Below are 23,918 nucleotides of genomic sequence, written 5' to 3'. Positions count from 1 at the left end.
GCTAAGTGCGGCGTGGTTCTCTCTAAACCTGGTGGCGGGGAAGCGTCCTGCCTTGGAAGCCAATCATGATGATCATTTACATCCTCTACGCATTCCTTGCCGCTCTATTTTTGGCGATGGTCCGCAACACCATCACCTACAAGCACCGGATTGCGATCCTTGAAACCAAGACCGCCGACGATCCGTGGGCTGGGAATGAGTTGTACCAGCTGCTTCCGGGTTACGACGCAATGATGTTTCACCCTGCCTTCTGGCTGAAGTGGACCGAGGCGGATTGGCGTGAGTACGTCGCTGCCCGTGCCCTCCCCCAAGTAGGAGAAAAGCAATGACCGAAGAACAAGCAATCGTGCAGGCCGCACGAGTCTGGTACAACTCCAGCCACAAGGCGGAGCCGGAACACGAGTTGGCGATGGCCGTGCTGCGCTACAACAATGCTCTCGCCTCCCTCCCCTCCAATCCCGAGCATGACACCGAAGGAGCAATCAAGGCCGCCTTCGAGGCCAAGTACAGCAGCAGCGCGGAAGATCCTGCGTGTGCGGAAGATCTTCGCCTGTTTCGTGACGGCTGGCTTGAGCATGACACCTATGGGGCTCCCCCAGTAGGAGCGTTGACGGAGGACCAGATCGCGCATCTATGGGCGTTCGAATGGAAAGGCAACAGGGTTGCATTCACCCGCGCCATCGAAGCCGCAGTGCTGGCCGCCGCTCCCGCCCAGGAGTCCGCTGTATGCCGGTGGCCCTGGTTGAAGTGTGAAGCACCCGCGCCTTGCGATGTTTGCGGAGATGCCGCTCCCTCCCCGGCAGAGCCCAGCGAGTACCAACTCGGCTACCAGCAAGGCCGCTACGACGAGCAAATGGCGATGGGGCCGCCAGAGGAAGTGTTCGAGCGCGGCTGGAACGAGTCCCCTGCCCCGTCCGAAGCCGTGAAGGGTGTCAGCACGGCAGAGGGCTGGCAACTTGTTCCGGTCGAGCCTACTGCCGAAATGATCGAGGCGATGGCTGAGGCTTGGTCGATCTGCGTCAGCAACGACATCCCCGACGAGTGCGTTGCCGAATATCGCGCGGCCCTTCTCGCCGCCCCCTCGCACCCGCCCGCCACGCCGGCCGACATCGACTGGAAAGCCGAGTACGACGGCGCGCAGAAGGTGCTGACGGAGATTCGCACAGCCCTGAACGCATCGGGGTACTGGCCGCTTGGAATGGATCTTGTTGCAAGCATCCGAGGGCTGCTCGCCGCCACGCCGGCTGTCGCAGTGCAAGCCGAGCCGGTGGTGCCCGATGGCGTGTGGGAAGCTCTCCAGCGCATGATCGAAGACGGCTTGGTGAAGGGGCCGGCGAGCCAAGAAGACGCCCGCACTGTCGCTCTGTACCGCGACCGCGTGCGCTTCCTTGCCGCCCACCCCAAGCCGGCAGCGCCCGCCGATGATTTCAAGTCCCGCTTGATGGCGACGGGCCGGGTTGCAAACTTCACCCCGGATGGCAAGCCGGCAGCGCCCGCCACGGCAGAAGACGCGGCGAGCGATCAGCAGCTGCAGGAGATCATCTGGGCCAAGCACTTCTACAAGGGCTACTGGCTCAGGGAATCTGACAAGACGTGCATCGAGTGGTGGAAGCAAGGGTTCCGCGATGCCGAAGCGGTCCTCGCCCTGCGCTCGGGAGCATCTGCACAGCCTGCCGGGGGTGCGGCATGACCATCAAGCCGACCACGCCATACCAAGACGGCGTCTACGCGCGAGAGCACGGCTTCGGCATGGTGCATGACAACCCATTCCCGCCGGGCTGCGAGGCGTGGAAGGAGTTCTGTCGGGGCTGGATGGCGATGAATCGCTCTATGGCTGGACTCAAGTCCTCGAAGGAGCAACCCCATGACCGCTGACACCCAAGCCCAAGGCGATCTGGCACCGTGCCCGTTCTGCGGCAAGCGCGCTCATTTCTTCAAAATCACCGATGTTGACCAGCGCGACTTCGGCGGCGAGGGCATCTGCTGCGATACAGAAGGATGCGCCACCATCGGCCTGCGATTCTCATGCATGGAGGACGTGAAGCCGTTGCTGGCCGAGCAATGGAACAACCGCGCCGCCGCCCTCCAAGGTCGGGGCACGCAGGAGGGAGAGCCGAGCGATGAGCGGTTCTACGCTGGCGTCTGCGTGGCGCTCGCCGTGGTTCGCCTGTTCGACGATGAGACGTGCTGGCATGAGATCGTCAGCACGACCGGCGGCAACGCCCTGCTCCAGTACGCGGCCTACACCGAGCCCGACGAGTGGGATTTGGCCGGGTTCGGTCACTATCTGAGACGCAAGCCCGCCCGCGCCGCTCTTGCCCAGGAGTCTCGGGGCGTCGAGATCAGGGAGGCGATGTGAAGCGCGAAGAACTGCCGCCGATCGCCATCTTCCTGTGCGACGAATCCGGGATCATGGCGCAGCCTTGGGCTGAAGCCGGGGTTGAGTGCTACTGCGTGGATATGTCGCATTCGATCCGCCGTGAGCGCGTCGAAGGGTTGATCCACTACGTGTGGGGCGACTGCCGCACTTGGCGTCCGCCAGAGGGCCGCAGGATCGTGTTCGTGGCCGCCTTCCCGCCTTGCACGCATGTGACTGGTGCCGGCGCTCGGGATTTCGTCATCAAGGGCGGAATGATGCTCCGCGATGCGCTGGAAACCTTTGAGGCGTGCCGCACCGTTGCATCCTGGTCCGGCGCCCCGTACCTCATCGAGAACCCGGTGGGCGTCCTGTCCAGCATCCCGCACATCGGGAAGCCGGATCACTACTTCCACCCGAGCCAGTACACCGGCTTTGAGCTGACGGACAACTATACGAAGCTCACGGCGCTGTGGGTCGGCAATGGGTTCGTGATGCCGGAACCGTTCGAGGCTGAAGGCCTTGGAGAGCCGGACGACCGAATCCACAAGGCCTCGCCTGGCGCAGACCGGGCCACCATCCGCAGCAAGACGCCGGCCGGGTTCGCTCGCGCCGTGTTCCAGGCGAACTACCGCCGCGAACTGGAGTCAGCATGACCCGCCTACTCCAAGACGAGACCCAGACGCATGACAGCAAGGGCCCGTGGTTTGCCTCTCGCGCCGATGCTCGCAGGGTAGCCCGTGAAGCCGCAGCCGAAATCACCGATGCACAGATCAGAGATCAGGACAGCCTGTTTGGCTGCCCGGAGGAGCCACGGAAATGAACGCCAGTGAGATTCGAATCATGGAGACGCACGAGATAGCCTTCCCGTTCGTCAAAGAGTCGTACAGCGGCCCGATGGACGGCGTCGTGGTCGATGACGCCGACACTTGGCGACCGGGCACCCGCCGCGAGTGGTCGTCTGGGGGCGATGCCTACTACCAGGATGTCGAGGAATGGTGGGCCGCTGACGGCCACGGAAAGATGGTGCTGCAGGTCGTCGGCCGCTTCAAGCCCGGCAAGTACCCGGAGCGCACCTTTTACCTGCGTAGCTTCATCGACCCGACCGGCCGCCAGTTCGGCAAGGACAAGCTGCGCGTCATCTCGTCGGCGGCGTTCAAGCGGATGCTCAAGGGCTACCGCCATGAATACATGATCGACGGGGACCTGCACCCTAATGGAGGAAGCACGCAATGAGCGCCAACGAATCAAACTATCGCTGGGTCAAGCTCAAAAAGCACTGCGAGGCGACCGGCGACACCCCCGATGCGGTGCACGCCCGGCGCCGGAAGCGCGTCTGGACCGACGGCGTACAGTGCCGGCTGGGTGCCGACGGCAACCTCTACATCAACCCCGAGGAGTGGAACAAATGGGTGGAAAGCCAGGCGCCATCGAATGCCCTCGCGGCGTGAGCATCCGGGAGTTCAAGCACGAGCAGCGCATCCAGATCGCGTTCAGCTACCGCGGCACCGAGTGCCGGGAGCTGCTGCCGCCACAGAAGATCACCAAGAGCGCGCTGACCTACGCCCACGGGGTCCGGGTCGAAATCCAGCGGAAGATCAAGGACGGGGAGTTCGTCTACGCCGAATACTTCCCTGGAAGCGCGAAGGCGAAGCAGTTCGGCAGCGCCTCCCGGCATGTCCTGATCGGCAAGCTGCTGCAGGACCAGCTGGAGACCTACGAGCGCCAGGTAGAGAGCAAGAGCCTGTCGCCCAGCACGCTGGACGGCTACCGCAAGGCGATCAACAGCGACCGGATGCAGTTCTGGGCCGAGAAGACCCTGGCCGAGGCCACGCCGAGCGCCCTGCGGTCCTGGATCGGCGAGATGAAGGTGACGGCCAAGTTCGCCCGGAACCTGCTGACGCCCCTGCGCAGCGTGTTCGAGGACGCCCTGAACGACGACCTGATCGCGTTCGACCCGTTCGAGCGGATCGCCCTGACCAAGCTGCTGAAGCAGACGGCCACGGCCAGCGAATACGAGGTCGACCCGTTCACCGCCGAGGAGCGCGCCTTGATCATCGCGGCGGCCCGGGCGGATGAATGGCCCATGGTCCAGTTCTGGTTCAACGCCGGCCCGCGCCCGGGCGAGCTGATCGCCATGAAGTGGCCCAAAGTGAACCTGAAGGCTGGGACGGTCCGGATCGACCTGAACCAGGTGGCCGGCGTCGAAAAGGGTCCGAAGACCGCGGCGGGCATCCGGGACGTAGACCTCACCCCGGAGGCGATCGCCGCCCTGAGGGCCCAGGAGCCGATGAGCCGGGCCAAGGGTGAGCATGTGTGGCTCAACCCGGCCAGCGGCCAGCCATGGACGACCGACGCCCAGATCCGGAAGACCCTCTGGGTGCCGCTGCTGGCCCGCTCAGGGGTGCGCTACCGGAACCCCTACCAAGCCCGGCACACCTACGCCAGCGCAGCCTTGACGGCCGGCGCGAACCCGTGGTACCTGGCCCAGCAGCTCGGCCACGAGGACGCTACGATGGTGTTCACGGTCTATGGGAAGTTCATCGCCGACGACTACAAGAAGCCGAAGGCGACCCTGAAGGCGGTAGGGTGAGGGTCGCGTGCGAATTTCCCCCGTCCTGCGTGCGAAATCGGTGCGAGCCGAACGCCAACTTGGGGCGGTTTTAGGCGGTATCGACCGCCGCCCGCCATCTGTCTTTCATTGGCGTTGACCGCCGTGTATGGTGGAGCTGGGGGGATTTGAACCCCCGTCCGCAAGCCTTCTTCGCGCAGATCTACATGTTTAGCGGTCTGATTTGAGTCTCGCCACCGGTGTCGCGCAGTCGCACGCTACACCGGCCGCCAGCACCCTATTTTCTCGTCCCGACCCAAGGTACCCGGATCAGGACCAGCCCATGTAGATTATCTTTGCAGCCGGGAGGCGTCAGATTGCTCTAGCGCCCCCTTGCCCAGCCCATCGGCCTGCTGTTGCAAAGCTCACCGGCAATTAAGCGGCGAGTGCGAAACGTTCGTCGTTTGCAGTTAGTTTGTTTGAATCTGTTTTACGAGCGCATTCAGCTCGACATGCCCCGCTGCGATTCCGAACCCACGTCGAAACCAGTGCAGCCCCAAGCCAATCATTTTAGGCCTGTTTCAGTAACTTCAAGAGCTCCATGGGCGAAGCGATGGCGGCATCGGCATCCCAGCGCGCCACTTCGGCCTGCTCGCCCATGTAGCCGTACGTCGCGGCCACCGTGCGCATGCCGGCGGCGCGGCCGGCCAGGATGTCGCGCTCATCGTCGCCTACATACATGCAGTGCGCAGGCGCGACGCCGAGCCGGCGCGCCGCCTCGAACAGCGGCTCCGGGTGCGGCTTGGCATGCGGCGTGGTGTCGCCGCTGACGATAGCGCGGGCGCTTTCGAACAGCGCCATCGCGCGCGTCAGCGGAACGGTGAAGCGCTCGGACTTGTTGGTCACCACGCCCCACTGCAGCCCGGCAGCCCTCAGGGCCTCGACCAGTTCGGCCACGCCATCGAAGACCTGCGTGTTGTGCAGCATCCGCGACTCGTACTTGACGAAGAACTCCTCGCGCAGCTCGGGAAATTCGGGCGCTTCAGGCGTGATGCCGAAGGCCACGCCCAACATGCCTCGGGCGCCGGCGCCGGCCATCGGGCGATAGCGCGCCAACGGCAGCGACGGCAAGCCGCGCTCGGTGCGCATCTGGTCGGCCGCGGCGCCCAGGTCGGGGGCGCTGTCGATCAGGGTGCCGTCGAGGTCGAACAGGACGGCTTCGGTGCGGTCCGGCCTCACAGGGAGCCCGCCGGCTTCTGGGTGGCGAACATATAGTTCACGCTGGTGTCGCTGCTCAGCCAGTAGCGCCGCGTCACCGGGTTGTGCTCCAGGCCGCGGGTATGGCGCAGGTCGAGCCCGGCGGCGCGGCAGTAAGCGGCCAGCTCGCTGGGTCGGATCAGCTTCTGGTATTCGTGCGTGCCGCGCGGCAGCATGCCGAGCACGTACTCGGCCCCCACGATCGCCAGCATGAAGGCCTTGAGGCTGCGGTTGATGGTCGAGAAGAAGACCCAGCCGCCGGGCTTGGCGAGGTCGGCGCAGGCCTTGACGACGGAGGCCGGATCGGGCACGTGTTCGAGCATCTCCATGCAGGTCACGACGTCGAAAGTGGCTGGCTGCTCGGCCGCCAGCGCCTCGGCACTGACCGAACGGTACTTGACGCCGCGCGTGCCGGCCTCCAGTGCATGCAACTGCGCCACCTTGAGCGCCTTGTCGGCCAGGTCGACACCCAGCACCTCGGCGCCCTTGCGCGCCATCGAGTCGGCCAGGATTCCGCCGCCGCAGCCGACGTCGAGCACCTTGCGCCCGGCAATCGGTGCGATGCCGTCGATCCAGTCGAGCCGCAGCGGATTGATTTCGTGCAGCGGCCGGAATTCACTTTCGAGATCCCACCAACGGTGCGCGAGTTCGGAAAATTTGGCGAGTTCTGCCGGATCGGCATTCACGGTATCGGTCATGCAGCGATTATGAAACGTCGCGAATTGAAATGCCGGCGCGCGGCCGGCCATAAAAAAACCCCGCCGAGGCGGGGTTTTCATCAGCGATTCTGGCGAATCACTTGTTGGGGCGGGTGCCGACCACTTCGATTTCCACGCGGCGGTTCTTGGCGCGGCCTTCGGCGGTGCGGTTGTCAGCGATCGGCTGGCTCTTGCCCTTGCCTTCGGTGTACACGCGGTTCTTCTCGATGCCCTTGGACACGAGATAGGCCTTGACGGCTTCAGCGCGGCGGACCGACAGCTTCTGGTTGTACGCCACGGTGCCGATCCAGTCGGTGTGACCCACGGCGATGATGACTTCCAGGTTCACGTCCTTGATCTTGGAGACCAGGTCGTCGAGCTTGGCGCGGCCTTCGGGCTTCAGGACGTACTTGTCGAAGTCGAAGAAGGCGTCAGCGGCGAAGGTGACCTTCGAAGCAGCGACTGCCGGGGGAACCGGAGCCGGTGCGGGAGCGGGAGCAGCAGCCACAGGAGGTGCCGGAACCAGAGCGCCGTCGCAACCAGCGGCAGCCGTTGCGGGCGTCCAGTTGGCATCGCGCCAGCACAGTTCATTGGTGCCGTTCTTCCAGACCAGTTCGCCGGTGCCGTTTTGCCAGTTGTCGATGACCGGTCCGCCATTCGCAGCGGTGACACGGGTCTGCGCGCCGGCGGCAGTGGCGAGCGCAGCGACTGCAAACATCATCGCCACTTTATTCAGTTTCTTCATGGTTCTCCTCTTGGGGAAAAAGCCGCAGCCGCGCTGCGAATCAAGGACGCTTTAAGTGACCACCACCCAAAACGTTGAGGCGATTGTGCCATAGGGTCTTTGGCAAACCCCCCCGCAGACGCCCCGGAAACGTAGGACGGAGGCGGAATACCGGCCTTGTGTTGCGGCGGTGCGACACCGTCCACAGCGTAAAATTCCGCCTCCCTTGCCGTCAGCGTGCCGCCCATGACCTCGTTCGCCAAAGAAACACTGCCCATCAGCCTCGAAGAGGAAATGCGCCGCAGCTACCTGGATTACGCCATGAGCGTGATCGTCGGGCGCGCCCTTCCGGACGCCCGGGACGGCCTCAAGCCGGTGCATCGGCGCGTGCTTTTCGCCATGCACGAGCTCAACAACGACTGGAACCGGCCTTACAAGAAGTCGGCCCGTATCGTCGGCGACGTCATCGGCAAGTACCACCCGCACGGCGACCAGTCGGTCTACGACACCATCGTGCGGATGGCGCAGAACTTCTCGATGCGCCACATGCTGGTTGACGGCCAAGGCAATTTCGGCTCGGTCGACGGCGATATGGCGGCCGCGATGCGCTATACCGAGATCCGGCTGGCCAAAATTGCCCACGAAATGCTGGGCGATATCGACAAGGAAACAGTCGATTTCGGCCCCAATTACGACGGCTCCGAAAAAGAACCGCTGGTATTGCCGAGCAAACTGCCAAATCTGCTGGTCAATGGCGCCGGCGGCATCGCAGTCGGCATGGCGACCAACATTCCGCCGCACAACCTGAATGAGGTGGTCGACGCCTGCCTGCATCTGCTGCGCCACCCCGACGCCAGCATCGACGACCTGATGGAGATCGTGCCGGCGCCCGACTTCCCCACCGCCGGCATCATCTACGGCATCAACGGGATCAAGGACGGCTACCGCACCGGCCGCGGCAAGGTCGTGATGCGCGCCAAGTGCCACTTCGAGGACATCGACCGTGGCCAGCGGCAGGCGATCATCGTCGACGAGCTGCCCTACCAGGTCAACAAGAAGACGCTCCAGGAGCGCATGGCCGAGCTGGTGCACGAGAAGAAGATAGAAGGCATCAGCCACATCCAGGACGAGTCCGACAAGTCGGGCATGCGGCTGGTGATCGAGCTCAAGCGCGGCGAAGTGCCCGAGGTGGTGCTCAACAACCTCTACAAGCAGACCCAGCTGCAGGACACCTTCGGCATCAACATGGTGGCGCTGGTCGACGGCCAGCCGAAGCTGTGCAACCTCAAGGACCTGATCGAGGTCTTCCTTCAGCACCGCCGCGAAGTGGTCACTCGCCGCACCGTGTTCACCCTGCGCAAGGCGCGCGAGCGCGGCCATGTGCTCGAAGGCCTGGCGGTGGCGCTGGCCAACATCGACGAATTCATCGCGATCATCCGCAACGCGCCGACGCCTCCGGTCGCCAAGGCCGAGCTCATGAGCCGCGCCTGGGACAGCAAGCTGGTGCGCGAGATGCTGACCCGCACCCGCGCCGATGGCGGCGTGATCAACGCCGACGACTATCGGCCGGACGGCCTCGAGCGCGAATACGGCATGCACGCCGACGGCCTCTACAAGCTGTCGGACACCCAGGCCCAGGAAATCCTGCAGATGCGCCTGCAGCGCCTGACCGGCCTCGAACAGGACAAGATCGTCGCCGAATACAAGGACGTGATGGCCGAGATCGACGACCTGCTCGACATCCTGGCCAAGCCGGAGCGGGTCTCGGTGATCATCGGCGACGAACTCGGCGCGATCAAGCAGGAGTTCGGCCAGAGCAAGCTGGGCGCCCGCCGCAGCCTGGTCGAACACAGCGCCTTCGACCTCTCGACCGAGGACCTGATCACGCCCACCGACATGGTCGTGACCCTGTCGCACAGCGGCTATATCAAGAGCCAGCCGCTCAGCGAGTACCGGGCCCAGAAGCGCGGCGGCCGCGGCAAGCAGGCGACGGCAACCAAGGAAGACGACTGGATCGACCAACTCTTCATCGCCAACACGCACGACTACATCCTGTGCTTCTCGAACCGCGGCCGGCTCTACTGGCTCAAGGTCTGGGAGGTGCCGGCGGGTTCGCGCGGCTCGCGCGGGCGGCCGATCGTCAACATGTTCCCGCTGCAGGAGGGCGAGAAGATCAACGTCGTGCTGGCGCTCACCGGCGAGAAACGCACCTTCCCGGCCAACCAGTACGTCTTCATGGCGACCTCGATGGGCACGGTCAAGAAGACCGCGCTCGACGAATTCAGCAACCCGCGCAAGGCCGGCATCATCGCGGTCGACCTCGACCCGGGCGACTACCTGATCGGTGCCGCGCTGACCGACGGCGCCCACGACGTGATGCTGTTCTCCGACGGCGGCAAGGCGGTGCGCTTCGACGAGAACGACGTCCGCCCGATGGGCCGCAACGCCCGCGGCGTGCGCGGCATGACGCTGGAAGACGGCCAGGGCGTGATCGCCATGCTGGTGGCCGAGGACGAAGAGCAGAGCGTGCTCACCGCGACCGAAAACGGTTACGGAAAACGTACAAGCATTACCGAGTACACGCGTCACGGCCGGGGAACCAAGGGCATGATCGCGATTCAACAAAGTGAACGTAACGGCAAAGTGGTGGCCGCGACTCTCGTGCATTCCGACGACGAGATCATGCTCATCACCGACAAGGGTGTCCTCGTGCGCACCCGAGTCTCCGAAATCCGCGAACTGGGGCGAGCGACGCAAGGCGTCACCCTGATCGGACTCGACGAAGGCGCCAAGCTCAGCGGGCTGCAGCGCATCGTCGAGAATGACGCGAATATCGAGAATGAACCCGGCGCCGACGACGACACTTCCACCCCCTCTTCAACGGAGAACCCTCAGTGAAAAAAATCAAACTCGCGCTCCTCACGGCCGCGCTTGCCGGCAGCTCGCTGGCCATGGCCCAGGACAAGGCGACCTTGATCAAGCAGTTCATCGACATGCAGCGCCCCGGCATCGAATCGCTGGCGCGCGGACTGGTCGAACAGTCGAGCGCCCCGATCGCCCAGGCCGGCTCCCAGTACCTGCAGACGCAGGTGCCGGCCGAGAAGCGCGAAGCCGCCGCCAAGGCCGCCGATGCCGAGCTCAAGAAGTACTTCGACGACGCCTACCCGATCGTGCGCGACAAGGCCGTGCAACTGGCACCGGGCGCCCTGACCCCGATCATGGAGCAGAACTTCAGCGAAGATGAGCTCAAGCAGCTCATGGCCTGGATCAGCTCGCCGCTGAGCAAGAAGTACCAGGAGGTCAACCCCAAGCTGCAGACCGCCCTGACCGAGAAGCTGGTGGCTGACACCCGCGCCACGATCGAGCCGAAGATGGTCGCGCTCGACGCCAGCGTCGCCAAGGCCCTGGGCGCACCGACCGGCGCAGCCGCTGGCGCCGGCAAGCCCGCAGCGCCCGCCAAGGCGCCTGCCAAGAAGTGACGAAGCCCGCGGGTCCGCGCCCGTACAACTTCTCCGCCGGTCCGGCCGCGATGCCGGAGGCGGTGCTGCAGCGCGCCGCCGCCGAGATGCTCGACTGGCATGGCAGCGGCATGGGCGTGATGGAAATGAGCCATCGCGGCAAGGAGTTCGGCGCGATCTGCACGCAGGCCGAGGCCGACATCCGCGAACTGCTCGCGGTACCGTCGCAGTTCCACATCCTGTTCATGCAGGGCGGGGGGTTGGGCGAGAACGCGATCGTGCCGATGAACCTGTCGCGCGGCACGCGTGCGGACTTCGTCCTCACGGGCAGCTGGAGCATCAAGTCGCACAAGGAAGCCCAGCGCTACTGCGAGGCGAAGGTGGTGGCGAGCAACGCGGCGGACGGCCACACCCGGCTGCCCGATCCGGCCGGCTGGCAGCTCTCGGCCGATGCGTCGTACGTGCACGTCTGCACCAACGAGACCATCAACGGCATCGAATTCCAGCAGCTGCCCGACCTCGCCGCGCTCGGCAGCAAGGCACCGCTGGTGATCGACTTCTCGTCGCACGTGGCGTCGCGCCCGGTCGACTGGTCGCGCGTGGGCCTGGCCTTCGGCGGCGCCCAGAAGAACCTCGGCCCGGCCGGGCTCACGATCGTGATCGTGCGCGACGACCTGCTCGGCCATGCGCTCCAGATCTGCCCGAGCGCCTTCAACTACAAGACGGTGGCGGACAACCAGTCGATGTACAACACGCCCCCGACCTGGGGCATCTACATCGCCGGCCTGACCTTCCAGTGGCTGCGGGAGCAGCAGGAAGGCGAACTGCGCGGCGTCGCGGCCATGGAGGCGCGCAACATCGCCAAGGCGCGGCTGCTGTACGACTTCATCGACGGCTCCGACTTCTACGCCAACAAGGTCGATCCCGGCTGCCGCTCGCGCATGAACGTGCCTTTCTTCCTGGCCGACGAAAGCCGCAACGAGGCCTTCCTGGCCGGCGCCCGCGAGGCCGGGCTGCTGCAGCTCAAGGGCCACAAGTCGGTCGGCGGCATGCGCGCCAGCATCTACAACGCCATGCCACTGGGCGGCGTGCAGGCGCTGGTGGCCTACATGCGAGAATTCGAACGGTCGCGTGCCTGATCTGACCCCCACGCTCCTCACTGCGTGTGTCGCTGCCCCCCGAGGGGGCCGCAGGCCGCCTTGGGGCGGCCCGGCGCCGGCCTAGGGACCTGCAGACACCGAGCACTTGACCAATGACCGCACCAGCCACACCGCCCTCCACCCCCGAAACCTCCCCCGGCCTGGCCGATCTGCGCGTGCAGATCGACTCGCTCGACCAGCAGCTCCTCGACCTCCTGAACCGGCGCGCCCGCGTGGCCGAACAGGTCGGCGAGGTCAAGAAGCGCGAGGGCACGCCCTTTTTCCGGCCCGACCGCGTCGCCCAGGTGATCGAGAAGATGCAGCAGAGCAACGGCGGCCCGCTGAAGGCGCTGCACGTGGCGGCCATCTGGCGCGAGATCATGTCGGCCTGCCTGGCGCTCGAATCGCCGCAGCGGGTGGCCGTGCTCGGCCCCGAAGGCACGTTCTGCGAGCAGGCCGCGGTCGAGTACTTCGGCGGCGCCGCCGACCTGGTCTATTGCGCCAGCTTCGACGAGGTCTTCCATGCCACCGCCGCCGGCAGCGCCCAGTACGGCGTGGTCGGGGTCGAGAACTCCACCGAGGGCGTGGTCACGCGCTCGCTCGACCTGTTCCTGCACTCGCCGACCCACGTGGTCGGCGAAGTCAGCCTGCTGGTGCGCCACCACCTGCTGCGTTCGAGCAACTCGCTCGAGGGCATCGAGGCGGTGCTGGCCCATCCGCAGGCGCTGGCCCAGTGCCAGACCTGGCTCGCCAAGCACCTGCCGAACGCCGAGCGGCGCGCCGTGTCGAGCAACGCCGAAGGCGCCCGCCTGGCGGCCGGCAATCCGGCCTGGGCCGGCCTGGCCAGCGAACGCGCGGCCACCCGCTTCGGGCTGCACATCGTGGCCCACGCGATCCAGGACGACTCCTACAACCGCACGCGCTTCGCCGTCATCTGCCTGCCGCAGACGCTGGCGATGCCGCCGGCGACCGGGCGCGACTGCACCAGCCTCGTGGTGTCGGTGCCCAACCAGCCCGGCGCGGTGCACGACCTGCTGGTGCCGCTCAAGGCCAACAACGTCTCGATGACCCGCTTCGAGTCGCGGCCGGCCCGCACCGGCCAGTGGGAGTACTACTTCTACATCGACCTCGACGGCCATCCCTCGCAACCCAACGTGGCCGCCGCGCTCGTCGAACTGCGCAAGCTGTGCGCGTTCTACAAAGTACTGGGCGCCTACCCGATCACGGCCTGACGATGATCGAACAGTTGGGCCTGATTGGCTGCGGATTGATGGGCGGCTCGTTCGCGCTGGCGCTCAAGCGCGCGAAACTGGTGAAGCGGGTGGTCGGCTACAGCAAGTCGCCCTCGACCACCGAACGCGCGCGGCAGCTCGGCGTCATCGATGTCGCGGCGCCCTCCGCGCTGCTCGCGATGTCGGGCGCCGACCTGGTGCTGATCGCGGTCCCGGTCGGCGCCTCCGAGCAGACTTTCAAGGCGATCCGCCACGGCATCAACGACAAGATGTTCGTGATGGACGTCGGCTCGACCAAGGGCGACGTCATCGAGGCGGCGCGGCGCGGCCTGCAGGACCAGATCGGCGCCTTCGTCCCGGCCCACCCGATCGCCGGCAAGGAGCTGGCCGGGGTCGAGCATGCGGATGCCGACCTGTACGCCGGGCGCCAGGTGGTACTCACGCCGGTCAAGGCCACGCTGCGCTCGAACGTGCAGCGGGCCTCCAAGGTCTGGACCGCCATCGGTGCCAAGGTGGTGACGATGACGCCCGAGGCCCATGACAGCGCCTTCGCGGCCGTGAGCCACCTGCCGCACCTGCTGGCCTTCGCCTTCATCAACGCCATGACCGCGCACCCCCAGGGGAGCCGCTTCCTCGAACTGGCGGGCCCGGGCTTCCGCGACTTCACGCGCATCGCCGCCAGCGACCCGACCATGTGGCGCGACGTCCTGCTGGCCAACCGCGAGCAGGTGCTGCTGCAGGCCCAGGGCTTCCGCGAGGCCCTGGCCCACCTCGAGGCGCTGGTGCGCACCGGCAACGCCCAGGAGCTGGAAGACGCGATCGCGGCGGCGAGCGGCACTCGCTCCCTGTGGCAGCCCGGCGTGGCCGCCTCGCCGGACTGACCATGTTCACGACCCCCTTCCTCGACATCCCGCCGCTGGGCGCGGCGGCCGGCACCGTCCGGCTGCCGGGCTCCAAGAGCATTTCCAACCGCGTGCTGCTGCTGGCGGCACTGGCCAGCGGCACGACGACCGTGCACGACCTGCTCGATTCGGACGACACGCGGGTCATGCTCGATGCGCTGGCCGCCCTCGGCTGCACCGTCGAGCGCGCCGGCGACATCCTGCGCATCGAAGGGCTCGGCGGCCGGTTGAAGACGCCCTCGGCGTCGCTGTTCCTCGGCAACGCCGGCACCGCGATGCGGCCGCTGACCGCCGCGCTGGCCCTGCTGGGCGGCGAGTTCGAGCTGCGCGGCGTGCCGCGCATGCACGAGCGCCCGATCGGCGACCTGGTCGACGCCCTGACCCAACTCGGCTGCCGCGTCGACTACCTCGGCAACCCGGGCTATCCGCCGCTGCAGATCCATCCGGTCGCGCTCGACGACCTGCAGCTCGACGGCCCGATCCGCGTCCGCGGCGACGTCTCCAGCCAATTCCTGACCGCGCTGCTGCTGGCCCTTCCATTGGCCGCCCAGCGCGACATCGTGATCGACGTGGTCGGCGAACTGATCTCCAAGCCCTACATCGAGATCACGCTCAACCTGCTGGCGCGCTTCGGGATCACCGTGCGGCGCGAGGGCTGGCAGCGCTTCACCATTCCGGCCGGCAGCCAGTACCGCTCGCCGGGCGATATCCACGTCGAGGCGGATGCGTCGTCGGCCAGCTACTTCATCGCGCTCGGCGCCATCGCCGAAGGAACGGGCATCCGGATCGAGGGCGTCGGCGCCGAATCGATCCAGGGCGACATCCGCTTCATCGACGCCGCGCGCCGGATGGGCGCCAGGGTCGACAGTGGCCCGAACTGGCTGGCGATCTCGCGCGGCGCCTGGCCGCTCCGGGCCATCGACCTCGACGCCAACCACATTCCCGATGCCGCGATGACCCTGGCCGTGATGGCGCTCTACGCCGATGGCCCGAGCACGCTGCGCAACATCGCCAGCTGGCGCGTCAAGGAAACCGACCGCATCGACGCCATGGCCAACGAGCTGCGCAAGCTCGGGGCCACGGTCGAGGACGGCCCCGACTTCATCCGCGTCCACCCGCTGCCGGCCGGCAGCTGGCGGCCGGCCAGCATCAAGACCTACGACGACCACCGGGTGGCGATGTGCTTTTCGCTGGCGGCCTTCAATCCGGACGGCGTCGCGGTGCGCATCCTCGATCCGCACTGCGTCGCCAAGACCTTCCCCGATTATTTCGAGACCCTGTTCTCGGTCGCCCATGCGCCCGAGGTGCCGGTGATCTGCATCGACGGCCCGACCGCCTCGGGCAAGGGCACGCTGACGGTCGAGGTGGCGCGGCGGCTCGGCTACCACTACCTGGACTCGGGCACGCTCTACCGCGTGACCGGGCTGGCGATGCGCCGCGCCGGACTCGACGCCGAGCCCGCCCACGAGGCCCGCATCGCCGACCTGGCGCGGGCCCTGCCTCTCGTGTTCAACGAGGGCAAGGTGCTGTTGGCGGGCGAGGATGTGAGCGAGGACTTGCGCACGGAAGCCGCCGGCATGGACGCCTCGCGCGTCTCGGCGCTGCCGGCGGTGCGGGCCGCCCTGCTGGCCCTGCAGCGCAGCTTCCGGCGCCTGCCGGGCCTGGTGGCCGACGGCCGCGACATGGGCACCGTGATCTTCCCGGACGCCGGGCTCAAGGTCTACCTCACGGCGAGCGCCGCCCACCGGGCCGAACGGCGCTATAAGCAGTTGATTTCAAAGGGTATTTCGACTACAATCGACAGTCTTCGCGCCGACCTGGAAGCGCGTGACCTCCGGGACTCCTCCCGCAGCGTCGCGCCACTCAAGCCGGCGCCTGATGCCCGCCTCCTGGACAACTCGCACCAGACGATCGAGCAATCGGTCGTGCAGGTGCTTGCCTGGTGGCAGGAAGTACAGCCGTTCGAGTCTTCTTGAACGGTATTTCGATCCAGCCGGGTCCCCGCCGCGCGACAGCGCATCGGCCATGCTGGTTGTTCAACCCTAACCGGGCTTCATGCCCACACAACCGCCGTCGCCAGATCCAAGCCAGCTGCAGGCAATGTCGCCATCGCAGCTGCAAACCCTGAGTGACGGAAGGAAAAACACATGTCTGAATCTTTTGCCGACCTATTCGAAGAATCCCTGAAGCGTTCGGAGATGCGCACCGGTGAGGTCATCACCGCCGAAGTCGTGCGTGTCGAACACAACCACGTCGTCGTCAACGCAGGCCTCAAGTCCGAAGCCTACGTGCCGATCGAAGAGTTCAAGAACGACAAGGGCGAGCTCGAAGTCCAGGCCGGCGATTTCGTTTCCGTGGCCATCGGCTCCGTCGAAAACGGCTACGGCGACACCATCCTCTCGCGCGACACCGCCAAGCGTCTGGCTTCGTGGCTCGCGCTCGAGAAGGCCCTCGAATCCGGCGACTTCGTCACCGGCACCACGAGCGGCAAGGTCAAGGGCGGCCTCACGGTGCTGGTCAACGGCATCCGCGCCTTCCTGCCGGGTTCGCTGATCGACACCCGTCCGATCAAGGACCTGACCCCTTACGAGAACAAGACCCTCGAATTCAAGGTCATCAAGCTCGACCGCAAGCGCAACAACGTCGTGCTGTCGCGCCGTGCCGTGGTCGAAGCCAGTATGGGCGAAGAACGCGCCAAGCTGATGGAAACCCTGAAGGAAGGCGCAGTCGTGCGCGGCGTCGTCAAGAACATCACCGAATACGGTGCGTTCGTCGACCTCGGCGGCATCGACGGTCTGCTGCACATCACCGACATGGCATGGCGCCGCGTCCGCCACCCGAGCGAAGTGGTGCAGGCCGGCCAGGAAATCACCGCCAAGATCCTCAAGTTCGACACCGAGAAGAACCGTGTCTCGCTGGGTCTGAAGCAAATGGGCGACGACCCGTGGATGGGTGTTTCGCGCCGCTACCCGCAATCGACCCGCCTGTTCGGCAAGGTCACGAACATCGCCGACTACGGCGCGTTCGTCGAACTCGAACCCGGCATCGAAGGCCTGGTGCACGTCTCCGAAATGGACTGGACCAACAAGAACATCGCGCCGAACAAGATCGTCTCGCTCGGCGACGAAGTCGAAGTCATGGTCCTCGAGATCGACGAAGACAAGCGCCGCATCAGCCTGGGCATGAAGCAGTGCAAGGCCAACCCGTGGCAAGAGTTCGCGCAGAACACCAAGCGCGGCGACCGCGTCAAGGGCCCGATCAAGTCGATCACCGACTTCGGCGTCTTCGTGGGTCTGGCTGCCGGCATCGACGGCCTGGTGCACCTGTCCGACCTCTCGTGGAACGAAACCGGCGAGACCGCCGTTCGCAACTACAAGAAGGGCCAGGAAGTCGAAGCGATCGTGCTGGCCGTCGACGTCGACCGCGAGCGCATCTCGCTGGGCATCAAGCAGCTCGACAGCGATCCGTTCACCACGTTCACGACCGTGAACGACAAGGGCCAGGTCGTGACCGGCAAGGTCAAGACCGTGGACGCCCGCGGCGCTGAAATCGACCTCGGCGAAGACATCATCGGCTACCTGCGCGCCAGCGAAATTTCCCGCGACCGCGTGGAAGATGCACGCAACGTGCTCAAGGAAGGCGATGAAGTCACGGCCGTGGTGGTCAATGTGGATCGCAAGACCCGCAACATCCAGCTGTCGATCAAGCAGAAGGACATGGTCGACGAGCAAGGCGCCATGGCCAGCCTGAGCCAGCAGTCGGCACGCGAGAACGCGGGCACGACCAGCCTGGGCGCCCTGCTGCGCGCCAAGCTGGACAACTCGGACAAGTAATCCGGGTCCCGGGGACAGGGTCGGCGCCGGGCGCCACCCTGTCTTTTTTTTCGCCTACATTTCTTGCCATGACCCGCTCCGATCTCGTCGAAGAACTCGCAGCCCGCTTTGCGCAACTCACGCACCGCGATGCCGAATACGCCGTCAAGACCATTCTTGACGCCATGGGCGACGCGCTGGTGCGCGGGCACCGCATCGAGATTCGCGGTTTCGGCAGCTTCACGGTCAACCGGCGCCCGCCGCGCATCGGACGCAACCCGCGGTCCGGCGAGAGCGTCCAGATCCCCGAGAAGCGGGTGCCCCACTTCAAGCCGGGCAAGGCCCTGCGCGAGGCGGTCGACGCCCAGACCGCGATCCTCGACGCCGAGAAGAACAAGGCCCGCTGAGGCATAGAATTCCCCGGCCATCGGGGACCCGCATGAAATACCTCCTGTGGCTGCTCAAGGCAGCCATTTTTTTTACCCTCTTCGCCTTCGCGCTGAACAACCAGCACGACGCCACCGTCTACTTCTTCTTCGGCACCTCGTGGCGCGCGCCGCTGGTGCTGGTGGTGCTGGCCGCCTTTGCCGGCGGCCTGGTGGTCGGCGCGCTCGGCATGCTGCCGGGCTGGTGGAAACACCGCAGCGCCGCAGCCCAGCGACCGGCCGCCCCGGTCGCCCCGACGACGGCCTCGCCCGCGGCGCCGCCCGCGCCTGCCACCACCGACCTGCCCGCCGTTCGCCAACATGGACTTTGATTTCAGCTGGCTGCTGCTCGGCCTGCCGATCGCCTTCGTGCTCGGCTGGCTCGCTTCGCGCTTCGACCTGCGGCAGCTCAGGATCGAGAACCGCCAGGCGCCCAAGGCCTATTTCCGCGGCCTGAACTTCCTGCTCAACGAGCAGCAGGACCAGGCCATCGACGCCTTCATCGAGGCGGTGCAGAACGACCCCGACACGCAGGAGCTGCATTTCGCGCTGGGCAACTTGTTCCGGCGCCGGGGCGAATACCAGCGCGCAGTCCGCGTGCACGAGCACCTGCTGGGCCGGGGCGATCTGAGCCGCGCCGATCGCGACCGCGCGCAGCACGCGCTGGCGCAGGATTTCCTGCGCGCCGGGCTGCTCGACCGCGCCGAGGCCGCGCTGCAGAAGCTCGAAGGCACGCGCTACGAGAACGAGGCCCGGCTCTCGCTGCTCGCCATCTACGAACGTTCGCGCGAATGGGCGCAGGCCGAGGACGTGGCACAGAAGCTCGATGAATCCGACCAGGCCAGCTACGGCACCCGCCGGGCCCACCATCTGTGCGAACAGGCGACCGAACGCGTGGCCGCCGGCGACCTCGGGGGCGCGGGCCGGCTGCTGCAGCAGGCCGTCGCGCTGGCGCCCGAGGCGCCGCGACCGGCCATCGACAGCGCCACGCTGCAACTGCGCAAGGGCGATGCGGCGGCAGCCTTCGACACGCTGGCGGCACTGAGCGAGACCGCGCCGCTGGCGCTGCCCCTGTACGCGGCGGCGATGCAGCAGGCCGCGGTGGCTTCGCAGCGCTCCGGCGAGGCGCTCGCCCTGCTGCAGCGGCGCTACGTGGCATCGCCATCGATCGATGTACTCGAGGCGATCATCGCGCTGGGCGGCACGCCGGCATTGCCCGACGATGCGCCCTCGGATGCGGCGATCTCGGCGCAGCCGCGCGACGGCTACATCGCCCATCTGGCGCACCATCCCTCTCTGGTGGCGGCCTCGCGCTGGCTGGCCGGCGAGCGTTTCGAACACGAGCAGTTCCACCCGCAGGTGCAGCGTTCGCTCGACCAGGCCACCCGGCCGCTGATGCGCTACCGCTGCGCGGCCTGCGGTTTCGAGGCCCACCAGTACTTCTGGCACTGCCCGGGCTGCCAGGCCTGGGACAGCTACCCCCCACGGCGCGTCGAGGAACTCTGATCCCCCTGCCGAGGCGCTTCGCCGATATCATGGTCCGGGCCGGGCGCACTCGGCGCGCGGCGGGGTGCTTCGGCGCCTCCCACACCATGTCAGGGAGAGAAAAAAGATGATGAAGAAGATAGTGGCCATCGCGGCCATGCTGTTTGCTGTCGGCTCCTGGGCCGCAGTCGATGCCAACAAGGCCACCGAGGCGGAGCTGCTCGGGATCAAGGGCGTGGGTCCGGCCATGTCCAAGCGCATCACGGACGCCCGCAAGGAGGCGCCATTCAAGGACTGGGCCGACTTCATGGGCCGGGTGAAAGGCGTGAAGGACAAGGCGGCGACCCAGTTGTCGGCCGAAGGGCTGACGATCGATGGCCAGGGCTTCGGCGCGCCGGCGGCGCCCGCCGTCACGGCGGCCAAGGTCGAACCGAAGGCGGCGGGCAAGGCCGCAGCGGCGCCGGCGCCGGTCAAGGCCGCAGCCAAGCCCTGAACCCGTCCGGCCACGCCGGACAACCACACGAGGCCGCCTCCGGGCGGCTTTTTCGTGCCGAACCAGTTTGCCCATCAGGATTGCCGTGGCAGGGAAAGGCCCGAGCAGTGGCCCGATATTTGCACGTATGCTGCCGATCGCCCTTTTACTTCCGCACCTTCTGGAGTGTCCATGCATCACAAGTTCGGCATTGCCCTCGCTGGCCTGACCCTCGGCGCCGCCGCCTTCGCGCAGACCAAGTGGGACCTGCCCACGGCCTACCCCGCAACCAACTTCCACACGGAGAACATCACTCAGTTCGCGAGCGACGTGGACAAGGCGAGCGCCGGCAAGCTCAAGATCACGGTGCATTCGAATGCGGCCTTGTTCAAGGCACCGGAGATCAAGCGTGCGGTGCAGGGCGGCCAGGCGCAGATGGGCGAGATCCTGCTGGTCAACTACCAGAACGAATGGCAGATGTTCGGTGCCGACGGCATCCCGTTCCTGGCCGACAGCTACGACGCGGCCTGGAAGCTCTATCAGGCCCAGAAGCCGGTGCTCGAGAAGAAGCTGGCCGAGCAGGGCATCATGCTGCTGTACGCGGTCGCATGGCCGCCGCAGGGCATCTTCGTCAAGAAGGAGATCGCCTCGGCCGCCGACCTGAAGGGCGTCAAGTGGCGCGCCTACAGCCCCGCGACCGCACGCATCGGCGAACTGGTCGGCGCCCAGCCCGTCACGGTGCAGCAGGCCGAACTGTCGCAGGCCATGGCCACCGGCGTGATCGAGTCCTACATGTCGTCCGGATCGACCGGCTACGACACCAAGACCTACGAATACATCAAGAACTTCTACGACACGCAGGCCTGGCTGCCGAAGAACGCGGTGCTGGTCAACAAGAAGGCCTTCGACGCGCTGGACAAGCCATCGCAGGAGGCCTTGCTGAAGGCCGGCGCCGAGGCGGAGAAGCGCGGCTGGGAACTGTCGAAGAAGAAGAACCTCGAGTACCTCGACCTGCTGAAGAAGAACGGCATGACCGTTCACGTTCCCTCCGCCCAGCTCAAGTCGGACATGAAGAAAGTGGGCGACACGATGATCAAGGAATGGCTCGAGAAAGCCGGCCCCGAGGGTCAGAGCGTGGTCGACGCCTACAAGAAGATGTAAGGGCGAACGCCTGGCCCCCAATGCGCAAGACACTCGACTTTCTCTATGACAGCGCCGCCGCCCTGGCGGCGCTTTTCATGGTCGGACTGCTGGCCATGGTGCTGCTGTCGATCATCGGACGGCAGCTGTACTTCAACATCCCGGGCATCGACGCCTATGCCGGCTACCTGATGGCGGGCACCGGCTTCCTGGCGCTGGCCCACACGCTGAAGCGCGGCGAGCATATCCGCGTCACGCTGATCGTCTCGCGGCTGGGGCCGGCCGGGCGCCGCTGGCTGGAACGCTGGGCCTGCGGCGTCGGGGCGCTGCTGGCGGCGCTGTTCGCCTTCTACAGCGTGCGCCTGGCCTGGCAATCGCACGGCTACAACGACATCTCCACCGGCAATGACGCCACGCCGCTGTGGCTGCCGCAGCTGGGCATGGCCGTCGGTGCCGTGGTGTTCGCGATCGCCGCGGTCGACGAGTTCTTCGTCGAGTGGAACGGGCGCCCGCTGCAAGCCAACGCCGAGGCGCTGCGCCATGAGTGACATCGCCACCGCAGGCCTGCTGATCCTCACCTTGTTTTTGATCCTCGGCAGCGGCGTCTGGATCGGCCTGACGCTCTCGGGCGTCGCCTGGATCGGCATGCAGCTGTTTTCCGCCCGGCCCGCCGGTGACGCGATGGCGGTGACCATCTGGGGCTCGGCCTCGGGCTGGACGCTGACCGCGCTGCCGCTGTTCCTCTGGATGGGCGAGATCCTGTTCCGCACCCGGCTCTCGCAGGACATGTTCAAGGGTCTCGCACCCTGGATGCAGAGCCTGCCCGGGCGCCTGCTGCACACCAACGTCGCGGGCTGCGCCGTGTTCGCCGCGGTGTCGGGATCGAGCGCCGCCACCTGCGCGACGATCGGCAAGATGACGCTGCCCGAGCTCCAGCGGCGCGGCTATCCGGACGACATGGTGATCGGCACGCTGGCGGGCGCCGGCACCCTGGGCCTGTTGATTCCGCCTTCGATCATCATGATCGTCTACGGCGTCAGCGCCGACGTCTCGATCGCGCGGCTCTTCATCGCCGGCGTGGTGCCCGGCATTCTGCTGGCCCTGCTGTTCTCCGGCTACATCGCCATCTGGGCACTGCTTCATCCGGACCGGGTGCCGCCCGCAGATCCGCCGATGCCCTTCGGCGACAAGCTGCGCGCCTCGCTGAGCCTGATCCCGGTCGCGCTGCTGATCCTCTCGGTGCTCGGCTCGATCTACGCCGGCATCGCGACCGCCACCGAAGCCGCCGCATTGGGCGTGGTCGGCGCCCTGGTCATCTCGGGCCTGCAGCGCTCACTCACCTGGGGCACCTTCAAGGAATCGCTGCTGGGCGCGACGCGGCTCTATTGCATGATGGCGCTGATCCTCGCGGGGGCCGCGTTCCTCACGCTGGCGATGGGCTACATCGGACTGCCGCGGCACCTGGCCGAGTGGATCGGCTCGCTTGGGCTGTCGAAGTTCCAGCTGATCCTGATGCTGGCGGTGTTCTACATCGTGCTCGGCTGCTTCCTGGACGGCATCTCGATGGTGGTGCTGACGATGGGCGTGATCATGCCGACCGTGACCGCAGCGGGCATCGACCCGGTCTGGTTCGGCATCTTCATCGTGCTGGTGGTGGAGATGGCGCAGATCACTCCGCCGGTGGGCTTCAACCTGTTCGTGCTGCAAGGCATGACCGGGCGCGACCTGATCTACATCGCACGCGTGACGCTGCCGATGTTCTTCCTCATGGTGGCGGCGGTGCTCATCATCTACTTCATACCGCAGCTCGTGACCTGGTTGCCGCAGCAGATGGCGCCGTGAGAACATCGCGGCCCGCATGCTCGTTCACGTCCTCTCCATCTCCGCCGGTGCCTCCATCGGCGCACTGAGCCGCTGGGGCCTCGGCCTGTGGTTGTCGCCGCCGGGTTCGCTGCCCTGGGGAACCGTGGCCGCCAACCTGGTCGGCGGCTACCTCATCGGCATTGCCGTCGCGAGCTTCCAGGCGATGCCGCAACTCGACCCGGTCTGGCGCCTCGCGCTGATCACCGGCTTCCTGGGCGGACTGACCACCTTCTCGAGCTTCTCCGCCGAAGTCGTCGCCATGCTCATGCAGGGCCGCCTGGGTCTCGCATTCGGCACCGCGATGCTGCACGTGGCGGGCTCGCTGGCCCTCACCTGGCTCGGCATCCGGACGGTGCAGCATTTCATGGCCTGACCTGGGAAATTGCCGCGGGGCCGGTCGATAG

General features: G+C 66.3%; 27 protein-coding genes and 1 other RNA gene. 24 read left to right on the top strand and 4 right to left on the bottom strand.

Annotated elements, in window-relative coordinates; genetic code table 11:
• The first annotated feature begins 65 nt into the window (after window positions 1–65).
• From QZH52_RS06425 to QZH52_RS06385, 9 genes are read left to right on the top strand one after another with little or no spacing between them, the layout of a single operon-like run.
• Entirely contained in the window at window positions 66–329 is a 264-nt protein-coding gene (locus QZH52_RS06425) for a hypothetical protein (protein ID WP_301805575.1), read from the top strand.
• Window positions 326–1,690 (top strand): hypothetical protein, encoded by a 1,365-nt coding sequence (locus QZH52_RS06420; RefSeq protein WP_301805572.1) that lies wholly within the window; start codon window positions 326–328, stop codon window positions 1,688–1,690. Before QZH52_RS06425 ends, QZH52_RS06420 begins: the two co-directional genes overlap by 4 nt.
• Window positions 1,687–1,875: a hypothetical protein gene (locus QZH52_RS06415; protein ID WP_301805570.1), complete on the top strand. Its 189-nt coding sequence runs from the start codon at window positions 1,687–1,689 to the stop codon at window positions 1,873–1,875. The genes QZH52_RS06420 and QZH52_RS06415 overlap by 4 nt, the downstream gene beginning before the upstream one ends.
• A complete protein-coding gene (locus QZH52_RS06410; RefSeq protein WP_301805567.1) occupies window positions 1,865–2,359 on the top strand; it encodes a Lar family restriction alleviation protein in 495 nt (164 codons plus the stop codon). Before QZH52_RS06415 ends, QZH52_RS06410 begins: the two co-directional genes overlap by 11 nt.
• Window positions 2,356–3,012 carry a hypothetical protein gene (locus QZH52_RS06405; protein WP_301805565.1) on the top strand — a complete coding sequence of 219 codons (657 nt, stop codon included), beginning with the start codon at window positions 2,356–2,358 and terminating at the stop codon, window positions 3,010–3,012. Before QZH52_RS06410 ends, QZH52_RS06405 begins: the two co-directional genes overlap by 4 nt.
• On the top strand, window positions 3,009–3,179 hold the full coding sequence (locus QZH52_RS06400; protein WP_301805563.1) for a hypothetical protein: 171 nt from the start codon (window positions 3,009–3,011) through the stop codon (window positions 3,177–3,179). The genes QZH52_RS06405 and QZH52_RS06400 overlap by 4 nt, the downstream gene beginning before the upstream one ends.
• Entirely contained in the window at window positions 3,176–3,592 is a 417-nt protein-coding gene (locus QZH52_RS06395; RefSeq protein ID WP_301805560.1) for a hypothetical protein, read from the top strand. Before QZH52_RS06400 ends, QZH52_RS06395 begins: the two co-directional genes overlap by 4 nt.
• A complete protein-coding gene (xisR, locus tag QZH52_RS06390) occupies window positions 3,589–3,807 on the top strand; it encodes an excisionase family protein (RefSeq protein WP_301805557.1) in 219 nt (72 codons plus the stop codon). Before QZH52_RS06395 ends, xisR begins: the two co-directional genes overlap by 4 nt.
• A complete protein-coding gene (locus QZH52_RS06385; protein ID WP_301805554.1) occupies window positions 3,765–4,949 on the top strand; it encodes a site-specific integrase in 1,185 nt (394 codons plus the stop codon). The genes xisR and QZH52_RS06385 overlap by 43 nt, the downstream gene beginning before the upstream one ends.
• Before the next feature lie 128 nt (window positions 4,950–5,077).
• Here QZH52_RS06385 and ssrA read toward each other — a convergent pair.
• The 4 genes from ssrA to ompA form a co-directional block, all read right to left on the bottom strand.
• Window positions 5,078–5,465: a transfer-messenger RNA gene (gene ssrA / locus QZH52_RS06380) on the bottom strand.
• A gap of 12 nt (window positions 5,466–5,477) precedes the next feature.
• The gene (gene gph / locus QZH52_RS06375; protein ID WP_286526289.1) at window positions 5,478–6,146 is read right to left on the bottom strand and encodes a phosphoglycolate phosphatase; all 669 of its coding nucleotides are present in this window, start codon (window positions 6,144–6,146) and stop codon (window positions 5,478–5,480) included.
• On the bottom strand, window positions 6,143–6,862 hold the full coding sequence (gene ubiG, locus QZH52_RS06370; protein ID WP_301805782.1) for a bifunctional 2-polyprenyl-6-hydroxyphenol methylase/3-demethylubiquinol 3-O-methyltransferase UbiG: 720 nt from the start codon (window positions 6,860–6,862) through the stop codon (window positions 6,143–6,145). Before ubiG ends, gph begins: the two co-directional genes overlap by 4 nt.
• Before the next feature lie 97 nt (window positions 6,863–6,959).
• Window positions 6,960–7,607, bottom strand: coding sequence for an outer membrane protein OmpA (ompA, locus tag QZH52_RS06365; RefSeq protein ID WP_301805548.1), 648 nt, complete (start codon window positions 7,605–7,607; stop codon window positions 6,960–6,962).
• Window positions 7,608–7,832: 225 nt separating this feature from the next.
• Here ompA and gyrA point away from each other — a divergent pair, with 225 nt between their 5' ends.
• From gyrA to crcB, 15 genes are all read left to right on the top strand, one after another.
• Window positions 7,833–10,484, top strand: coding sequence for a DNA gyrase subunit A (gyrA, locus tag QZH52_RS06360; RefSeq protein WP_301805546.1), 2,652 nt, complete (start codon window positions 7,833–7,835; stop codon window positions 10,482–10,484).
• A complete protein-coding gene (locus QZH52_RS06355; RefSeq protein WP_301805543.1) occupies window positions 10,481–11,065 on the top strand; it encodes a DUF2059 domain-containing protein in 585 nt (194 codons plus the stop codon). Before gyrA ends, QZH52_RS06355 begins: the two co-directional genes overlap by 4 nt.
• A gap of 50 nt (window positions 11,066–11,115) precedes the next feature.
• A complete protein-coding gene (gene serC / locus QZH52_RS06350; protein WP_301805780.1) occupies window positions 11,116–12,183 on the top strand; it encodes a 3-phosphoserine/phosphohydroxythreonine transaminase in 1,068 nt (355 codons plus the stop codon).
• Between the two features lie 113 nt (window positions 12,184–12,296).
• Entirely contained in the window at window positions 12,297–13,415 is a 1,119-nt protein-coding gene (pheA, locus tag QZH52_RS06345) for a prephenate dehydratase (protein WP_286535592.1), read from the top strand.
• A gap of 2 nt (window positions 13,416–13,417) precedes the next feature.
• Window positions 13,418–14,296, top strand: coding sequence for a prephenate dehydrogenase (locus QZH52_RS06340; protein WP_301805538.1), 879 nt, complete (start codon window positions 13,418–13,420; stop codon window positions 14,294–14,296).
• 2 nt (window positions 14,297–14,298) lie between these two features.
• The gene (locus tag QZH52_RS06335; protein ID WP_301805536.1) at window positions 14,299–16,293 is read left to right on the top strand and encodes a bifunctional 3-phosphoshikimate 1-carboxyvinyltransferase/cytidylate kinase; all 1,995 of its coding nucleotides are present in this window, start codon (window positions 14,299–14,301) and stop codon (window positions 16,291–16,293) included.
• A gap of 171 nt (window positions 16,294–16,464) precedes the next feature.
• The gene (gene rpsA, locus QZH52_RS06330) at window positions 16,465–18,150 is read left to right on the top strand and encodes a 30S ribosomal protein S1 (protein WP_286526302.1); all 1,686 of its coding nucleotides are present in this window, start codon (window positions 16,465–16,467) and stop codon (window positions 18,148–18,150) included.
• Between the two features lie 68 nt (window positions 18,151–18,218).
• On the top strand, window positions 18,219–18,536 hold the full coding sequence (locus tag QZH52_RS06325; RefSeq protein ID WP_286508188.1) for an integration host factor subunit beta: 318 nt from the start codon (window positions 18,219–18,221) through the stop codon (window positions 18,534–18,536).
• 32 nt (window positions 18,537–18,568) lie between these two features.
• A complete protein-coding gene (locus tag QZH52_RS06320; RefSeq protein WP_286526303.1) occupies window positions 18,569–18,886 on the top strand; it encodes a LapA family protein in 318 nt (105 codons plus the stop codon).
• Window positions 18,876–20,060: a lipopolysaccharide assembly protein LapB gene (gene lapB, locus QZH52_RS06315; protein ID WP_301805531.1), complete on the top strand. Its 1,185-nt coding sequence runs from the start codon at window positions 18,876–18,878 to the stop codon at window positions 20,058–20,060. Before QZH52_RS06320 ends, lapB begins: the two co-directional genes overlap by 11 nt.
• A gap of 106 nt (window positions 20,061–20,166) precedes the next feature.
• Window positions 20,167–20,532 carry a ComEA family DNA-binding protein gene (locus QZH52_RS06310; RefSeq protein WP_301805528.1) on the top strand — a complete coding sequence of 122 codons (366 nt, stop codon included), beginning with the start codon at window positions 20,167–20,169 and terminating at the stop codon, window positions 20,530–20,532.
• A gap of 171 nt (window positions 20,533–20,703) precedes the next feature.
• Window positions 20,704–21,672, top strand: a complete 969-nt coding sequence (locus QZH52_RS06305) for a TRAP transporter substrate-binding protein (protein WP_286535585.1) — start codon at window positions 20,704–20,706, stop codon at window positions 21,670–21,672.
• Window positions 21,673–21,692: 20 nt separating this feature from the next.
• Window positions 21,693–22,199 carry a TRAP transporter small permease gene (locus tag QZH52_RS06300; RefSeq protein ID WP_301805524.1) on the top strand — a complete coding sequence of 169 codons (507 nt, stop codon included), beginning with the start codon at window positions 21,693–21,695 and terminating at the stop codon, window positions 22,197–22,199.
• A complete protein-coding gene (locus QZH52_RS06295; protein WP_301805521.1) occupies window positions 22,192–23,493 on the top strand; it encodes a TRAP transporter large permease in 1,302 nt (433 codons plus the stop codon). Before QZH52_RS06300 ends, QZH52_RS06295 begins: the two co-directional genes overlap by 8 nt.
• Window positions 23,494–23,509: 16 nt before the next feature.
• Window positions 23,510–23,887 (top strand): fluoride efflux transporter CrcB, encoded by a 378-nt coding sequence (crcB, locus tag QZH52_RS06290; protein ID WP_286535582.1) that lies wholly within the window; start codon window positions 23,510–23,512, stop codon window positions 23,885–23,887.
• The last annotated feature ends 31 nt before the right edge of the window (window positions 23,888–23,918 follow it).

The sequence above is a fragment of the Variovorax ginsengisoli genome, assembly GCF_030486595.1.
GTDB classification, from domain to species: Bacteria; Pseudomonadota; Gammaproteobacteria; order Burkholderiales; family Burkholderiaceae_C; genus Variovorax; species Variovorax ginsengisoli_B.
Note: the sequence above shows the minus strand (reverse complement) of the source record. Positions and strands in the feature narration are given on the sequence as shown.

What these genes read in the sequence shown, in the direction of transcription:
- QZH52_RS06425 (WP_301805575.1), top strand. Translation starts at nt 66, where the DNA reads ATGATGATCATTTACATCCTCTACGCATTCCTTGCCGCTCTATTTTTG.
- QZH52_RS06420 (WP_301805572.1), top strand. Translation starts at nt 326, where the DNA reads ATGACCGAAGAACAAGCAATCGTGCAGGCCGCACGAGTCTGGTACAAC.
- QZH52_RS06415 (WP_301805570.1), top strand. Translation starts at nt 1,687, where the DNA reads ATGACCATCAAGCCGACCACGCCATACCAAGACGGCGTCTACGCGCGA.
- QZH52_RS06410 (WP_301805567.1), top strand. Translation starts at nt 1,865, where the DNA reads ATGACCGCTGACACCCAAGCCCAAGGCGATCTGGCACCGTGCCCGTTC.
- QZH52_RS06400 (WP_301805563.1), top strand. Translation starts at nt 3,009, where the DNA reads ATGACCCGCCTACTCCAAGACGAGACCCAGACGCATGACAGCAAGGGC.
- QZH52_RS06395 (WP_301805560.1), top strand. Translation starts at nt 3,176, where the DNA reads ATGAACGCCAGTGAGATTCGAATCATGGAGACGCACGAGATAGCCTTC.
- xisR (WP_301805557.1), top strand. Translation starts at nt 3,589, where the DNA reads ATGAGCGCCAACGAATCAAACTATCGCTGGGTCAAGCTCAAAAAGCAC.
- QZH52_RS06385 (WP_301805554.1), top strand. Translation starts at nt 3,765, where the DNA reads ATGGGTGGAAAGCCAGGCGCCATCGAATGCCCTCGCGGCGTGAGCATC.
- ubiG (WP_301805782.1), bottom strand. Translation starts at nt 6,862, where the DNA reads ATGACCGATACCGTGAATGCCGATCCGGCAGAACTCGCCAAATTTTCC.
- ompA (WP_301805548.1), bottom strand. Translation starts at nt 7,607, where the DNA reads ATGAAGAAACTGAATAAAGTGGCGATGATGTTTGCAGTCGCTGCGCTC.
- gyrA (WP_301805546.1), top strand. Translation starts at nt 7,833, where the DNA reads ATGACCTCGTTCGCCAAAGAAACACTGCCCATCAGCCTCGAAGAGGAA.
- serC (WP_301805780.1), top strand. Translation starts at nt 11,116, where the DNA reads ATGCCGGAGGCGGTGCTGCAGCGCGCCGCCGCCGAGATGCTCGACTGG.
- pheA (WP_286535592.1), top strand. Translation starts at nt 12,297, where the DNA reads ATGACCGCACCAGCCACACCGCCCTCCACCCCCGAAACCTCCCCCGGC.
- QZH52_RS06340 (WP_301805538.1), top strand. Translation starts at nt 13,418, where the DNA reads ATGATCGAACAGTTGGGCCTGATTGGCTGCGGATTGATGGGCGGCTCG.
- QZH52_RS06335 (WP_301805536.1), top strand. Translation starts at nt 14,299, where the DNA reads ATGTTCACGACCCCCTTCCTCGACATCCCGCCGCTGGGCGCGGCGGCC.
- rpsA (WP_286526302.1), top strand. Translation starts at nt 16,465, where the DNA reads ATGTCTGAATCTTTTGCCGACCTATTCGAAGAATCCCTGAAGCGTTCG.
- QZH52_RS06325 (WP_286508188.1), top strand. Translation starts at nt 18,219, where the DNA reads ATGACCCGCTCCGATCTCGTCGAAGAACTCGCAGCCCGCTTTGCGCAA.
- QZH52_RS06320 (WP_286526303.1), top strand. Translation starts at nt 18,569, where the DNA reads ATGAAATACCTCCTGTGGCTGCTCAAGGCAGCCATTTTTTTTACCCTC.
- lapB (WP_301805531.1), top strand. Translation starts at nt 18,876, where the DNA reads ATGGACTTTGATTTCAGCTGGCTGCTGCTCGGCCTGCCGATCGCCTTC.
- QZH52_RS06310 (WP_301805528.1), top strand. Translation starts at nt 20,167, where the DNA reads ATGATGAAGAAGATAGTGGCCATCGCGGCCATGCTGTTTGCTGTCGGC.
- QZH52_RS06305 (WP_286535585.1), top strand. Translation starts at nt 20,704, where the DNA reads ATGCATCACAAGTTCGGCATTGCCCTCGCTGGCCTGACCCTCGGCGCC.
- QZH52_RS06300 (WP_301805524.1), top strand. Translation starts at nt 21,693, where the DNA reads ATGCGCAAGACACTCGACTTTCTCTATGACAGCGCCGCCGCCCTGGCG.
- QZH52_RS06295 (WP_301805521.1), top strand. Translation starts at nt 22,192, where the DNA reads ATGAGTGACATCGCCACCGCAGGCCTGCTGATCCTCACCTTGTTTTTG.
- crcB (WP_286535582.1), top strand. Translation starts at nt 23,510, where the DNA reads ATGCTCGTTCACGTCCTCTCCATCTCCGCCGGTGCCTCCATCGGCGCA.